The sequence below is a fragment of the Stenotrophomonas sp. SAU14A_NAIMI4_5 genome (assembly GCF_003086795.1).
Classification (GTDB): Bacteria; Pseudomonadota; Gammaproteobacteria; order Xanthomonadales; family Xanthomonadaceae; genus Stenotrophomonas.
This window is the reverse complement of record NZ_CP026003.1, coordinates 2,259,462-2,272,781: the sequence shown is the minus strand read 5'-3', so window position 1 is coordinate 2,272,781 and position 13,320 is coordinate 2,259,462. Positions and strand designations below refer to the sequence as shown.

Genomic DNA, 13,320 nt, shown 5'->3' with positions numbered 1-13,320 from the left:
GCCCGGCGGATCAACGGCGTGTCAACCAAGGTTGACACCTACCAAAGCAGAGCAAAAGCGTGCCAACCAACGGTTGGCACCCACCAAAGCGGGTAGCGCCGGGCCATGCCCGGCGACCCTTATCAATTGCCGATGACGTCGGTGCCCTTCGGCGGGGTGAAGCTGAAGGTGCCGGCGGCGAAGCCCGGGTTGCGCTTCCAGCCACTGAAGGTGATGACGGTGCGCTGGCCGACGGCGTCGGTGATTTCCATCTTGGCCAGGCCCTGTGCGTTGAAGCCCAGCGCGGCGTACTGGAAGCTGGCTTCGGTGTCGCGCTTCGGCGACAGCGACAGCCACTGCAGGCCGTCACGCTTGGCGGCCTCTTCGCTCAGGTCGTACTGCTGCTCCAGCAGTGCCGGGTTGATCAGCGCGGTCAGCGGGCTGTTCTGCTCTTCCTTGCCCTGCTCGCGCACGGTGGCCTGCTCCAGGTCCGGCTCGTACATCCAGACTTTCTTGCCGTCGGCCACGATCAGCTGTTCATGCGGGCGCACGTATTCCCAGCGGAACAGGCGCGGCGCCGACAGGGCCACGCGGCCGCTGGTCGATTCCTTCACCTTGCCGCGGCTGTCGAAGACCTGCTGGCTGAACTGACCATCCAGGCCCTTCAGGCCACTGGTAAAGGTTTTCAGGTCATCGCGGGCGCCAGCCCAGGCGCTGCCGGCAGCAGCGCAGGCCACGGCCAGGGTGGTGGTGGCAAGGAAACGACGGAAGCGGATGTTCATGCAGGAATCCTGTGGGCGCATGCGCCAGGAAAGTTGGGAGCCAGTGTGCGCGGGCAAAGATGAATGGGCGATCAGGGCGACATTATGCCGCCCCGCACGTGCATCGGCGATTCAGCCAGCCGCACCTGGCAATCTGCCGTAGAGCACCTGCCCGCGGAAGCCACGCCGCACTTCGCGGTACAGCGCCCGGAAGGCCGGGTAATCCTGCGGCTGGCACAGTGCATCGGCACCGCGCACGGCGTTCTGCTGCAGGCGGTGGTGGACGATCACCTCCTGCCCTTCCCGCGCCCAGTCCACCCGGTAGTCACCAGCGGCATTGCTGAAATGCTGGCTCTGCGGGATGGCGATGATCGGCACGCTGCCCGGGAACTGCAGTCGGTAGGTCTCTTCGCGCAGGCTGGCATTGCAGTAGAACGGCGCTTCATTGGCAGGCGCCGACGCCGTGGCGTACAGGCCACGCACCGACTCGCCGCCCGGCGGGTCGGGCACAGCCATGCCGCCGGCCACGCTGAAGTCCACGTAGTCCTCGGCCTGGAAGGTCATGCGGTAGCCGAACGGATGGGTCAAATCGACCGGCACGCCCTGCAGCTGCAGCTGGCCGCGCCCGTCGAAGCCGGAGGCGGCCATGATCGACTCCTCGGCACGCGCGCGGTTCTGCGCGTTGAGCTGGGCGAACTGCGCACGCATGCCGATCTCGGTGTTGTCGCTCAGCTGCGGCACGGTCTCGCCGCTCAGGTTGCCCTGCGCATCGAAGGTGAAGCGCACGTCCATCGCCGCGGCGTTGCGCTGAGGATCGTTGGCCGGCGTACGCGCCAACGACGCGTCACGGGTGCGCAGTACCGGCGCGCCGAGGTCGCCGTCGGGCAGCTGGCCGAAGCGCGCCCAGGCGCTGGTCGAATCCAGGTAGAGATCGAACTCGGGCACGTAGGTGATGGCGTGGTTGAAGCGACCCAGCACCGGAATCTTCGGCAGCGTCGGGCCACCACCCGCGCCGATCAGCACCGGGGAGCTGGCAATGCCCTTCGCCGCCAGCAGCGCCTCCAGGATCACCACGTGGTCCTTGCAGTCGCCATAGTGGTTGTCGAGGATGCTCTGCGCGCTGTTCGGCTCCAGCCCGCCATTGCCCAGGTACACCGCCACGTAGCGGATGTTCTGCGCCACCCAGCGGTACAGCGCATCGGCCTGCGCCTTGCGGTCGCTGATGCCGGCAGTCACCTCATCGGCCAGCGCCTGGATCTGCGGTGTCACCTGGGCCGCCTCGCTGGCCTTGACCTGGTACGCGTGCCCGACCTGGGCCCAGTCACGGAACGTGCTGGCCATGATGTTCGGGCCGAACTCCCAGACGGCCGCCGCCCAGTTCTGCGCCTGCATCGGATCGCGGCGCTGGTAGCGCCAGCGCCACTGCGCCTGGCCGTTCTTCACCGTCGGCGTGTCACTGCCCTGCACGCCACGACTGTCCACATACATGGGCAGGCTGGCCGGCGCACTCAGGGTCACCTCGGCATCGTCGTACTGGGTGAACACATTGAAGGTCTCCCACAGGCCGAAATAACCGGGGAAATACGGGGTCTGCTGGGTGCGGCGCACCTGGTAGACCAGGCGCGTGCCCGGCGCCAGGTTCGGGAACACGATCACCCGCACCTTGCGGTCGGCGTACATCGCCGCCGCCGCGCTGGAATAGCTTTCCTGGGTGTAGATGCGGTCGGCCGGCACATCACGGCGCTGGCCATCGGCGGTCAGGGTGTAGGCGCTGACCACGTCCAGGGTTTCCATCTTCTCGCTATAGCTCAGCCGCACCTGGCTGAACTGCTCCACCGCCGCCTTGGTCTTGAGCAGGATCTCGTAGGTCTCGGTCTGCACGTTGCCGGCATCCGGCCGCACCACGTAATCGGCGCGGTAACGGACGAAGCTGAAGTTGTTGCTGGCCTCGGCATCGCTGCTGACCGAGGGCGGCGCCGGGTTCGGCGCCGAGGCGGACGCCCCGGCCAGGGCCGGGCTGGCGGCAAGCAGACAGGCCAGCACCAGCGCGCAGGGAGCGGGTCGGAACATGCGTCGGATCCTTGGACGTCGTAGGCGTGGCGGGACTTACTTCGGCGGCGGCGGTGCCAGCACCGTACGGTCGCCGTTGTGTTCGGGAGCACTGACCACGCCAGCCGCTTCCATGGCCTCGATCAGTCGTGCCGCACGGTTGTAGCCGATCTTCAGGCGGCGCTGCACGCCGGAAATGGACGCGCGACGGGTCTCGGTGACCACGCGCAGCGCCTCGTCGTACAGCGGGTCGGACTCGTCGCCTGCCGCACTGGTTTCCGGCAGGCCGGTCGCACCGACCACCACGCCATCGCCCATCGTCTGCACTTCGTCCAGCACGCCGTCGACATAGTCGGCCGGGCCCATCGCCTTCAGGTGCTCGACCACGCGATGCACTTCATCGTCGGAGACGAAGGCGCCGTGCACGCGCTCGGGCATGGCGGTGCCGGGCGGCAGGTACAGCATGTCGCCGTGGCCCAGCAGGGTTTCCGCGCCGGACTGGTCGAGGATGGTGCGCGAATCGATCTTCGAGCTGACCTGGAAGGCGATGCGGGTCGGGATGTTGGCCTTGATCAGGCCGGTGATGACGTCCACCGACGGGCGCTGGGTCGCTAGGATCAGGTGGATGCCGGCCGCACGTGCCTTCTGTGCCAGGCGCGCGATCAGCTCTTCCACCTTCTTGCCGACGATCATCATCATGTCGGCGAATTCGTCGATGAAGATGACGATGAACGGCAGCGTCTCCAGCGGGCGCGGGGCTTCGCCCAGCTCCGGGTTCGGCTTGAACAGCGGGTCCATCAGCGGCTGGCCGGCGTCCTGGGCGTCCTTCACCTTCTTGTTGAAGCCGGCCAGGTTGCGCACGCCCACCGCGCTCATCAGCTTGTAGCGGCGCTCCATCTCGGCCACGCACCAGCGCAGGCCGTTGGCGGCCTCCTTCATGTCGGTGACCACCGGCGCCAGCAGGTGCGGGATGCCCTGGTAGACGCTCAGTTCGAGCATCTTCGGGTCGATCATCAGCATGCGCAGGTCTTTCGGCGAGGCCTTGAACAGCAGGCTGAGCACCATGGCGTTGACCGCCACCGACTTGCCCGAACCGGTGGTACCGGCCACCAGCAGGTGCGGCATGCGCGCCAGGTCGGCCACGGTGGACCGGCCGGCGATGTCCTTGCCCAGCGCCAGGGTCAGCACGCTGGCCGACTTGTCGTACTCCTTCGAACGCAGCAGTTCGGAGAGGTAGATCATCTCGCGGGTGACGTTGGGGATTTCCAGGCCGATCACCGACTTGCCCGGAATGACGTCGACCACACGCACCGACTTCACCGACAGGCCGCGGGCGATGTCCTTGTCCAGCGAGCTGATCTGGCTGACCTTGATGCCTGGTGCCGGCTCGATCTCGAAGCGGGTGATGACCGGGCCGGGATTGGCGCCGACCACCTGCGCGTCAATGCGGAAATCCTTGAGCTTGAACTCGATCTGCCGAGACAGCGCATCCAGGGTGTCCTTGTCGTAGCCAACAGGCTGCGGCTTCGGATCATCCAGCAGGGCCAGCGGCGGCAGGTCCGAGCCATCGCCGTTGACGCCACGGAACATCGGAATCTGCGTGTCGCGCTTGGCCCGGTCGCTCTTCTCGATCACCGGCTCCGGGCGCGGCTCGATCTTCACCGGCTCGCGCTTGGCGCGCACCTCGGCATCGGCCTTGCGCACTTCCTGGCGCTCCTCGCGCATGGCGCGGGTCTGCTGCCACTCGGTGGCCTGCTCCTTCTTGCGTTCCAGCAACGGCGCCAGCGACATCACGCCACGGCCGATCTTCTCCATCACCGCGAACCACGACAGGCCGGTGGCCAGGGTGATCGAGGCCAGCAGCAGCACCAGCACGAACAGGTTCGCACCCAGCGCACCGAAGCCGACAGTGAGCGAGCTGCCGACCAGTTTGCCGAGGATGCCGCCCGCGCTGGACACGTCGCCACTGAACAGTCGAACGTGCAGGAAGCCGGTACCGGCGATCAGGAAGCCGACCAGACCGACCAGGCGCAGGGCCGGATCGAGATCGTTCTCGCCCTTGCTCTCACGCTTCAGGCCGAACATGGCGATCCACGCCAGCGCGCCGAGCACGACCGGCAGCAGGAAGGCGATGTAGCCGAACAGCTGCAGCAGCACGTCGGCGATCCACGCACCGGCGCGGCCGCCCATGTTGTGCACGGGCGCGACCACGCTGCCGGTGTGAGACCAGCCCGGATCACTGGCTGAATAGGTGAACAGGCTGGCGGCCAGATACAGCAGCGCCGGCGCGATGGCGATCAGGCCCAGGTCGCGCCAGAGGCGCTGACGGCGGGGATTGTCGGTCGTGGCCGCTGCCGCCGAGCGACGCGACGCCTTTTTGTCGTCGGACTTGGAGCGTTCGGGCACCTGCTTCGCCACCTTAGACCATACCTTTGGAATGCGCTGTTAGTGTTTGATAATAAACGACACGGCGTCAGTTTTCAGTCACGGGGGCCATCCAGGGTGCCGACAGGCGCCAAAACCACCCGTGGGTGACGGCGTTCTGTTCATCGGCTTGAATCACCCCGCCCCAGCCGCCACTCTATGACCTGCCGAGGATGCTGCGCAAACATCGCCAGCGCCTTGTCCCATCTACCTTTTCGCGAGTTTACATGAGCACCAGCCTGCCCTCCCGCCACCAGCGCCTCGTCATCCTCGGTTCCGGCCCGGCCGGTTGGACCGCCGCCGTCTACGCCGCCCGCGCCAACCTGAAGCCGGTTGTCATCACCGGCCTGCAGCAGGGTGGCCAGCTGATGACCACCACCGAGGTGGACAACTGGCCGGGTGACGCCCACGGCCTGATGGGCCCGGACCTGATGGCGCGCATGCAGGCCCACGCCGAGCGCTTCGAGACCGAGGTCATCTTCGACCACATCCATACGGCCGACCTGTCCCAGCGTCCGTTCAAGCTGATCGGCGACAGCCACGAGTACACCTGCGATGCGCTGATCGTCTCCACCGGCGCCACCGCCAAGTACCTTGGCATCCCGACCGAAGAGACCTTCAAGGGCCGTGGCGTCTCCGCCTGCGCCACCTGCGACGGCTTCTTCTACCGTGACCAGGATGTGGTCGTGGTCGGCGGCGGCAACACCGCTGTCGAAGAAGCCCTGTACCTGTCCAACATCGCCCGCAAGGTCTACCTGGTCCACCGCCGCGACACCCTGAAGGCGGAAAAGATCATGCAGGACAAGCTGTTCGCCAAGGTGGCGGCCGGCAAGATCGAGACCGTCTGGCACCACCAGGTGGAAGAAGTGCTGGGCAACGACGCCGGCGTGACCGGTGTGCGCGTGAAGTCGACCCTGGACGGCAGCACCCGCGACATCGAGGCCCACGGCTTCTTCGTGGCGATCGGCCACCACCCGAATACCCAGCTGTTCGACGGCCAGCTGGCCATGAACAACGGCTACCTGGAAATCCGCTCGGGCCTGGGCGGCAACGCCACCCAGACTTCGGTCGAAGGCGTGTTCGCCGCCGGCGACGTAGCCGACCAGCACTACCGCCAGGCGATCACCTCGGCCGGCTTCGGCTGCATGGCCGCGCTGGACGCAGAGCGTTACCTGGATGCGCAGGGCAAGGCCAGCTGAGGCTTTGACCCAACGGTTGTAGCGTCGACCATGCTCGACTGAGGAAAACGGGCGCGCAAGCGCCCGTTTTTTCATCCTGCTGTCGCAGCCTCGACTCCGGCGGGGACATCGGGTGTGGCGACCGCGCCTCCTGGCCCGCGGATGCGCTCCGCATCGGGAGTGCCCAAGCCCCGCGACCTCCTTTCGCGCGCCCTCTGAGCATCCTCCGCCTCCTGCCTGACTTCCGGGAAGTACGCTTCGATCTCGCGACCGTCATAGCGGAATGTAATTTTCTTTACTGGCGCAGCCTTTTGCGCAATGCGCGTCAAGCTATGACGAAATTCGTCATGCTGATCTTCAAAGCTGGCGCCGTAGTCATTCGGCAGGATCCCAGGACCAAAATGAACTTGAATCGCCGCCTCATTGAAGTCGAATGAGGCCTGCACACGGATATCGGTCGACTGCCCCTCAAGCCGCTCCATTCGATCCAGGATTTCCTGCGCCTTGAGGGTCAGCATCGCGTCAAGCTGTGTGTCGCTGTGCGGGGCGCTCGTCGCTAGCGATCCAGGATCCGCCATTGATGGCGGAGAGGCGAGAAGCAACGCAATTGCAAGGAGAGTGTATGGCGTGCAGCGAAACAGCCAGGACAGTGTCATGTGCCTGTCCTTCAATTTGGGTCCTCGCAGCCCATGCGCTGCCCCCTCAACGTCACACCTGCCCGAGATGAAGAACGAAACGAAGTTCACGCACTCACGAAATTGCAAGAATCCTTAAGGCGTTCACGACGCTCGGGGACTTGCACGTTGAGGAATGTCGGTCCTATTCCTCACGCTCTCCGCCCCCTCCTCAAATCTCTGCAGGCCGCCCCCGCCGTCGCTCCTCCCCTGCTTCTCTTGCCGCATCGTCTGGGCCTTGATCTCAGGAAAGTAGTACTCAGCGGGCTTCCCGTCGTAAAGGTGGATGACACTACTAAAGGGCGCCACCTGCTCGGCCCAGTGCAGTAGCCCGAAGTTGATTTCGCTGGTCTGGTCCTCATACGACGGCCCATGGTTGTCAGGAAGGAATGATCGATCCAGCGAGATCGTTACGACGCCCTTGTCGATATCAGCAACGACATCGACCCGACGGCTTCGCGCCTGACCATCCACCAGCTTGACACGCTCAAAGATATCGCGCGCCTTCTGGGTCAGCAGGTTGTCAAGCTCGGCATCGCGCTGGGCGATGCCAGGGGAATCGGCAGCTTGAACAAGGAAGGGGACGACTGCGCTTCCAAGAACTGCCAACAGAAGAGGAAGGGCGATTCGCTGAGAATTCCGGGTCATCATGACTACTCCTCGCATGAAGTGGATGCGCCGCTTCTGCGGCACCCCACACCCTGCGCAGAACCACACTTTAATTCCTCTACCGGGCACGCACAAACGAAGATTTACAAGTTTGCTTACGGCAGCCTCCCAAACAGACCAGCCGATTCCGCCAGCCCCGTTCGCATCCAACCTACCCCATCCTTTCCCCCCATGCCTTCCGCCCGCTTCCTCGATCCCTGCAGGCCATTCCCGCCACCGACTGGAATGCGCTGCACGACGGCCGCAACCCTTTCGTCAGCCACGCCTACCTGTCCGGACTGGCAGCCGGGGCACCTCACCTTGTGGGATGACAACACCCTGGTCGGCGCCATCCCCGGCTACCTGAAGACCAACTCCCATGGCGAGTTCGTGTTCGACCATGCCTGGGCCAACGCGTACGCGCGGCGTGGTCGCGACTACTACCCGAAGTGGAAGTCGTGTTCGCTGCTGGCGACGTGATCCACCAGTACTACCGCCAGGCCATCGTCTCGGTCGGCCTCGGCTGCATGACCGCACTGGACGCCGAGCGCTACCTGGACGCACAGGACAAAGCCAGTTGACGCCTGCACCGGTCTTTGTTGAGTCGAGCCATGTTCGACTGCGGAGAACGGGCGCCCACGCGCCCGATCTTCTTCTCGGCCCGGCACGCAACGCACCGAGAACGGCACCGGCTTCGAAGCCACCCCGTCAGCGTCCAGCACATGCGTTTCCCACCCGAGCGTGCCAGAACTTCCCACACCACAACTGACACCAATTCTGGTTGGCTCATCGGGGGAATTGATAACCTGCTTGCCTTTGCCGCAGGTCCAGTTCGGCGGACACTGTGTATTGGTCGTGATGATCTGTATCGGATACTGCGGATTCCCGACGAGCGGAATGTCCACTTCCACCCGCTTGCCAGAGTGCACTTCGACGTCGGAGATGGCTTTTCCCGCAAGAGGTACACAGGCTTTTTCAGACGCCCACAGGCGGTAGCCTTTCTCAACCCCCTTCATCGCAGCGGAGCGGAATACAGGATCTTGCAATGCGGCCACATCGTCAGGGTTTGAGTGATAGGCGGTTTCGACGATGACAGACGGCATTTTGCCAATACGGTTCTCGCCATGCCCGTCAGCGACCGACCCAGTTCTCACGGGAAATTCCTCATACCCCGGCTGGGCTCGAATTACTTCTTTCATTCCGCACAGAATGCTGTCACCCAGCGCCTTGTCCTCTGGCTTGTCGCGATGGTGATAAACCTCTGTGCCGCGGACACCCGTGTTCACACTACCGTTCGTATGTAGGCTGAACATCACATCGACACCAAGGTGATTGGCGTAGTTGGGACGGGCGCGAATATCCTCGCTCACCTCACGATCCCTGTCAGGACTATTTGGCATCTCATTCCAGATGTCCTTACGGTCAGGAAGTAGCGCCTTGAGGTGATAGCGCGCTGACATTTCCTCCCAGGGATGGGCAGACTCCGGATGAGGATCCGTCGAGCGGCTTCGAGCACGAGACACGGTCAAGCCACTGCGCTGCTCCAGCAGACTCTCCAGCTCATCGCCATACAGTGGGCTCAGCACATCCTCCTGCAGCCCGAGCGGGGCCGGCCGCTGAAATTCCCATTGCCCGCCGGGATGCAAGGCAACGTATCCATGACTCGATGAAACCAGGGCTTTGCTGTGGACCGCTTGGCGTTTCACCAGTGCAGGTTGAGGGTGGTCGTCAGGGAAGTGCTCTTTCATCGGCCTGCCTTGGAAAAAGAACTCCACGTCCAGGAGTTCCAGTCCAGACTTCTCTGCGTAGCGCCGAAGATCAGCGGCCAAAGGTATAAGAAAGAGCTCGCCGTAACTTTGCTCCTTTCCCGGCAGGTAGCCGGGACCAAAGTCGACGACCATCCTGCGCTTTCGCGGCTCAATCACGATTCCGACCGTCACCTGCCTCAGAATTCCTCGTTGCTTCAGATAACTCGTCAACCGGGTACCAACCTCCTTTTCAAGCATTGCCACGAGTTCGGCATAGATGCCTGGATCTTCCATGCCACGCGAGATCGGAGCCTCAGACGCCAACACCTGCTGTGGGGAAGCCAGGCCACAAGCAATTGCCAGCACAGCCAGACGTATTCCTTTCATCTTTGATTTCTCCTTAGGAGTGGATGCGCCGCTCCTGCAACGCCCCCACACCCTGCGCGGCACCGCTCTTCCGAACCTCCACCAGCTGCGCACAACCAGAGATTTCCAACTTTCCTCACGGCAGCCCCGAAACAGACCAACCCGAATCCGCCAGCCCCGTTCGCACCCGACCTGCCCTATCCTTTCCCCCATGCCTTCCGCCCGCTTCCTCGACTCCCTGCAGGTCATTCCCGCCACCGACTGGGATGCGCTGCACGACGGCCGCAACCCTTTCGTCAGCCACGCCTTCCTGTCCGGACTGGAAGCCCACGGCTGCCTGCGCGACGACTGGGGCTGGCAGCCGCAGCACTTCACCCTGTGGGACGGCGACACCCTGGTCGGCGCCATCCCCGGCTACCTGAAGACCAACTCCCATGGCGAGTTCGTGTTCGACCATGCCTGGGCCAATGCCTACGCGCGGCATGGTCGCGACTACTACCCGAAGTGGCTGGGCGCAGTGCCGTATTCGCCGGTGACCGGACCTCGCCTGCTCACCCGTCACGATTCAGATCGACCCGCCCTGCTTTCAGCGCTCCGGGAGCAGCTACCAGGGCTCGATGTGTCGTCGGCGCACATCAATTTCCACACCTCCGACGACGATCAGGCCTTCAGCGATGATTGGCTGTTGCGCGAGGACGTGCAGTTCCAATGGCAGAACCCGGGCGACTGGACCACGTTCGAGCAGTTCCTCGGCGCGATGGATCACAAGCGCCGCAAGAACATCCGCCAGGAGCGGGCAAAGGTCGTCCGCCAGGGCATCAGCTTCCGGGTGGTGCATGGCGATGAGGCCAGCCGCGCCGACCTGCAGGCGATGTACCGCTTCTACCTGCAGACCTTCCTCGAGTACGGCAACGCACCGGCGCTGACCGAGGCGTTCCTGCGCCACCTTGCGATTTCGCTGGGGCGCGGGCTGGTGCTGTTCCTGGCCGAGTACGAGGGCGAACCCATTGCCGGTGCGCTGTGCCTGCGCGGTGGCGACACGCTGTACGGCCGCTACTGGGGCGGCGCCACCCTGCCTGGCCTGCACTTCGAGGCCTGCTACTACCAGGGCATCGAGTACTGCCTGCGCGAGGGACTGGCGCGTTTCGAGCCGGGCGCACAAGGCGAACACAAACTGGCGCGGGGATTCCTGCCTACGCTGGTGCGCAGCCGGCATTGGGTGGCCGACGCGGATTTTGCCGAGGCACTGCTGGAGTGGTGCCGGCAGGAACGGCGCGACGTGCGTCGGTACCGGCAGGAATTGATGGGGCACAGCCCGTTTCGCGCGGACGGATGACGCGCCAACCCAGGCATTCGCGCGGGGCCGCGACGAATACAATGCCCGCATGACCCGCCCGCTGCCCTGGCGCCTGGCCGATGCGCCGGATTCGCCCTTCCCGCCAGCCGAAACCGCGCTGCGCAAACCCGACGGGCTGCTGGCGGTGGGGGGCGACCTGCATCCGTTGCGGCTGCTCAACGCCTATGCCGGCGGCATCTTTCCGTGGTTCAGCGAGGGCGAGCCGATCCTGTGGTGGTCGCCCGATCCGCGCATGGTCTTCCGCACCGATGGCGTGCACCTGTCCAGCCGCTTCCGCCGCCAGTTGCGCGCCAGCACCTGGGAAGTGACCGCCGATACCGCTTTCAATCGGGTGATGCGGGCCTGCGCCGCCGCACCTCGCCCGGGCCAGGACGGCACCTGGATCAGTCCGGAGATGGTGGACGCGTACAGCCACCTGCACGATCTCGGCTTCGCCCACTCGTTCGAGGTCTGGGACCAGCAGACCTTGGTCGGCGGCATCTACGGGGTGGCCATCGGCCGGATGTTCTTCGGCGAAAGCATGTTCAGCGGCGCCAGCGGCGGTTCCAAGATCGCCCTGGCGGCGCTGGCCGCGACCCTGCACCGCTGGGGCTGGCCGCTGGTCGATGCCCAGGTGGAGAACCCGCACCTGCTGCGGATGGGGGCGGTTCACCTGCCGCGCGAGGAATTCCTGCAGCATGTCCGCCAGGCGGTGCGCGAAGAGGGCCGTGAAGGCCCCTGGACCCAGGCCGTCGGACGCCTGCCTGCCCGGGATCTTGCGGGCAATTAACCAGATCTTTGCAAGCTGAGCGAAGGGCGCGTAAAATACCGCGCCTTAGGCCCAGCGTGGCCGTTTTCTGAACCGCACAGGACTACATGTCGAAAGACGATTCCATCGAGTTCGAGGGCACCGTCAGCGAGACGCTGCCGAACACCACTTTCCGCGTTCGTCTGGAAAATGGGCACGAAATCATCGCCCACATCTCCGGCCGCATGCGCAAGAACTACATCCGCATCCTCACCGGTGACCGGGTCAAGGTTGAAATGACCCCGTACGACCTGACCAAGGGTCGTATCACCTACCGCATGAAGTAAGCGGTCGGCGCTCTGCGCCATCCTGACAAGGCCAGCGTCGCTTGCTGGCCTTTTGTCATGCCTGCAATCCGACCCTGCCGGAGGTCACCCTGACCGAACACACCGTGGCATCGGTCAGGCCGCCTTGAGGCAGATTCGCATTCGCATCGGTGGCGGCAAAGTGGTACCCGATCCAGTCCGGATCGCCATCCCCTGCCCCGCCATGAACATGCACTCCCTGCCCGCCCTGTTCGCCGCGCTGGCGCTGTCTGCCAGCACCCTCCTGGCGACGCCCGCCCATGCCGCGGATACTCCGCCGGCCGGAACCGATGCCTGCATCCAGCTGGACAGCGACCTGCAGCTGGTGCGCGCCGGCGCATCGCGCAACATCCTGCTGCGCAATGGCCAGGACCATTATGTGGTGCACTTCAAGGATGACTGCAGCAAGGCCGGCTACTCGCGCAAGCTGACGTTCGTGACTGATGGCGAGCAGGGCCAGGTCTGCGGCGCCGGGCGCACCGAACTGCGCACCGACGGCGGTTACTGCGCCGTTGCCAGCGTCGAGCCGATCGATGCGACGGCCTTCAAGCAGAAGGCACGCCAACGCAGCCGTTGATGGCAGATATAACAAGGGCGGCCGAAGCCGCCCTTGTTGAAACCGGTGGTGCAGATGTCAGCCTTCGCGCGCGGCGAGAAGCGACTGCACTGTCGGCTGCCCGCGCTGCCGCGCAAGCCAGAGATCGTAATTCGACTGCAACCCCATCCAGAACACAGCCGTACTCACGCCCGCCATTTCCAGGCGGATGGCGAGGTCCGGACTTATGCCCGCCTTACCGTTGATGACGCGGGAAAGCGCCACGCGCGACATCGCCAAGCGGTCGGCAGCCTCAGTGACGGATAGCGAGGCCGGGTCAAACACCATGGCCTTCAGCGTTTCGCCGGGATGGGGATGGTGATGGATCATGCGGCTCTCAGTGATAGTCCTGATCACGACTGTATTCCGTATCGTTGCGCGATACACTGCGGTTCCCGTATCGCTGTACGGCAGACGTCTGCCTTGATTCCCTGCACATGCAAGGCCGT

General features: G+C 64.5%; 11 protein-coding genes and 3 pseudogenes. 7 read left to right on the top strand and 7 right to left on the bottom strand.

The features are described 5' to 3' along the window. Window positions 1-122 precede the first annotated feature (122 nt). The 3 genes from lolA to C1925_RS10645 form a co-directional block, all read right to left on the bottom strand. The gene (lolA, locus tag C1925_RS10655) at window positions 123-761 is read right to left on the bottom strand and encodes an outer membrane lipoprotein chaperone LolA (RefSeq protein WP_079221872.1); all 639 of its coding nucleotides are present in this window, start codon (window positions 759-761) and stop codon (window positions 123-125) included. A 111-nt stretch (window positions 762-872) separates the two neighbouring features. Then, window positions 873-2,810 (bottom strand): DUF3857 domain-containing protein, encoded by a 1,938-nt coding sequence (locus tag C1925_RS10650; RefSeq protein WP_108768840.1) that lies wholly within the window; start codon window positions 2,808-2,810, stop codon window positions 873-875. Between the two features lie 36 nt (window positions 2,811-2,846). Then, window positions 2,847-5,207 (bottom strand): DNA translocase FtsK, encoded by a 2,361-nt coding sequence (locus tag C1925_RS10645; RefSeq protein WP_108768839.1) that lies wholly within the window; start codon window positions 5,205-5,207, stop codon window positions 2,847-2,849. 233 nt (window positions 5,208-5,440) lie between these two features. Here C1925_RS10645 and trxB point away from each other — a divergent pair, with 233 nt between their 5' ends. After that, window positions 5,441-6,412: a thioredoxin-disulfide reductase gene (trxB, locus tag C1925_RS10640; protein ID WP_108768838.1), complete on the top strand. Its 972-nt coding sequence runs from the start codon at window positions 5,441-5,443 to the stop codon at window positions 6,410-6,412. Window positions 6,413-6,483: 71 nt separating this feature from the next. On the opposite strand, the gene C1925_RS10635 is transcribed toward trxB, so the two are convergent. Next, window positions 6,484-7,047: a hypothetical protein gene (locus tag C1925_RS10635; RefSeq protein ID WP_108768837.1), complete on the bottom strand. Its 564-nt coding sequence runs from the start codon at window positions 7,045-7,047 to the stop codon at window positions 6,484-6,486. A gap of 123 nt (window positions 7,048-7,170) precedes the next feature. Continuing rightward, the gene (locus C1925_RS10630) at window positions 7,171-7,716 is read right to left on the bottom strand and encodes a hypothetical protein (RefSeq protein ID WP_108768836.1); all 546 of its coding nucleotides are present in this window, start codon (window positions 7,714-7,716) and stop codon (window positions 7,171-7,173) included. 189 nt (window positions 7,717-7,905) lie between these two features. Here C1925_RS10630 and C1925_RS10625 point away from each other — a divergent pair. Continuing rightward, window positions 7,906-8,166: pseudogene (locus C1925_RS10625) on the top strand (peptidogalycan biosysnthesis protein); the annotation flags it as partial. Next, a pseudogene (locus tag C1925_RS10620) lies at window positions 8,163-8,294 on the top strand (thioredoxin-disulfide reductase); the annotation flags it as partial. The pseudogenes C1925_RS10625 and C1925_RS10620, both read left to right, overlap by 4 nt. A 477-nt stretch (window positions 8,295-8,771) precedes the next feature. On the opposite strand, the pseudogene C1925_RS21315 reads toward C1925_RS10620, so the two are convergent. Next, window positions 8,772-9,113 (bottom strand): annotated as a pseudogene (locus C1925_RS21315) (N-acetylmuramoyl-L-alanine amidase); the annotation flags it as partial. A gap of 925 nt (window positions 9,114-10,038) precedes the next feature. On the opposite strand from C1925_RS21315, the gene C1925_RS10610 reads away from it, so the two are divergent. From C1925_RS10610 to C1925_RS10595, 4 genes are all read left to right on the top strand, one after another. After that, on the top strand, window positions 10,039-11,163 hold the full coding sequence (locus tag C1925_RS10610) for a GNAT family N-acetyltransferase (RefSeq protein ID WP_108768835.1): 1,125 nt from the start codon (window positions 10,039-10,041) through the stop codon (window positions 11,161-11,163). 49 nt (window positions 11,164-11,212) lie between these two features. Then, complete coding sequence (gene aat, locus C1925_RS10605; RefSeq protein WP_108768834.1) at window positions 11,213-11,953, top strand: leucyl/phenylalanyl-tRNA--protein transferase; 741 nt, start codon at window positions 11,213-11,215, stop codon at window positions 11,951-11,953. Between the two features lie 86 nt (window positions 11,954-12,039). Next, window positions 12,040-12,258, top strand: a complete 219-nt coding sequence (infA, locus tag C1925_RS10600) for a translation initiation factor IF-1 (RefSeq protein ID WP_005409596.1) — start codon at window positions 12,040-12,042, stop codon at window positions 12,256-12,258. A 202-nt stretch (window positions 12,259-12,460) separates the two neighbouring features. After that, window positions 12,461-12,853, top strand: a complete 393-nt coding sequence (locus C1925_RS10595) for a hypothetical protein (RefSeq protein WP_108768833.1) — start codon at window positions 12,461-12,463, stop codon at window positions 12,851-12,853. A 57-nt stretch (window positions 12,854-12,910) separates the two neighbouring features. On the opposite strand, the gene C1925_RS10590 is transcribed toward C1925_RS10595, so the two are convergent. Then, complete coding sequence (locus C1925_RS10590) at window positions 12,911-13,201, bottom strand: HigA family addiction module antitoxin (protein WP_108770679.1); 291 nt, start codon at window positions 13,199-13,201, stop codon at window positions 12,911-12,913. Window positions 13,202-13,320: the final 119 nt, after the last annotated feature.

What these genes read in the sequence shown, in the direction of transcription:
- C1925_RS10635 (WP_108768837.1), bottom strand. Translation starts at nt 7,047, where the DNA reads ATGACACTGTCCTGGCTGTTTCGCTGCACGCCATACACTCTCCTTGCA.
- C1925_RS10650 (WP_108768840.1), bottom strand. Translation starts at nt 2,810, where the DNA reads ATGTTCCGACCCGCTCCCTGCGCGCTGGTGCTGGCCTGTCTGCTTGCC.
- trxB (WP_108768838.1), top strand. Translation starts at nt 5,441, where the DNA reads ATGAGCACCAGCCTGCCCTCCCGCCACCAGCGCCTCGTCATCCTCGGT.
- C1925_RS10610 (WP_108768835.1), top strand. Translation starts at nt 10,039, where the DNA reads ATGCCTTCCGCCCGCTTCCTCGACTCCCTGCAGGTCATTCCCGCCACC.
- aat (WP_108768834.1), top strand. Translation starts at nt 11,213, where the DNA reads ATGACCCGCCCGCTGCCCTGGCGCCTGGCCGATGCGCCGGATTCGCCC.
- infA (WP_005409596.1), top strand. Translation starts at nt 12,040, where the DNA reads ATGTCGAAAGACGATTCCATCGAGTTCGAGGGCACCGTCAGCGAGACG.
- lolA (WP_079221872.1), bottom strand. Translation starts at nt 761, where the DNA reads ATGAACATCCGCTTCCGTCGTTTCCTTGCCACCACCACCCTGGCCGTG.
- C1925_RS10590 (WP_108770679.1), bottom strand. Translation starts at nt 13,201, where the DNA reads ATGATCCATCACCATCCCCATCCCGGCGAAACGCTGAAGGCCATGGTG.
- C1925_RS10595 (WP_108768833.1), top strand. Translation starts at nt 12,461, where the DNA reads ATGAACATGCACTCCCTGCCCGCCCTGTTCGCCGCGCTGGCGCTGTCT.
- C1925_RS10630 (WP_108768836.1), bottom strand. Translation starts at nt 7,716, where the DNA reads ATGATGACCCGGAATTCTCAGCGAATCGCCCTTCCTCTTCTGTTGGCA.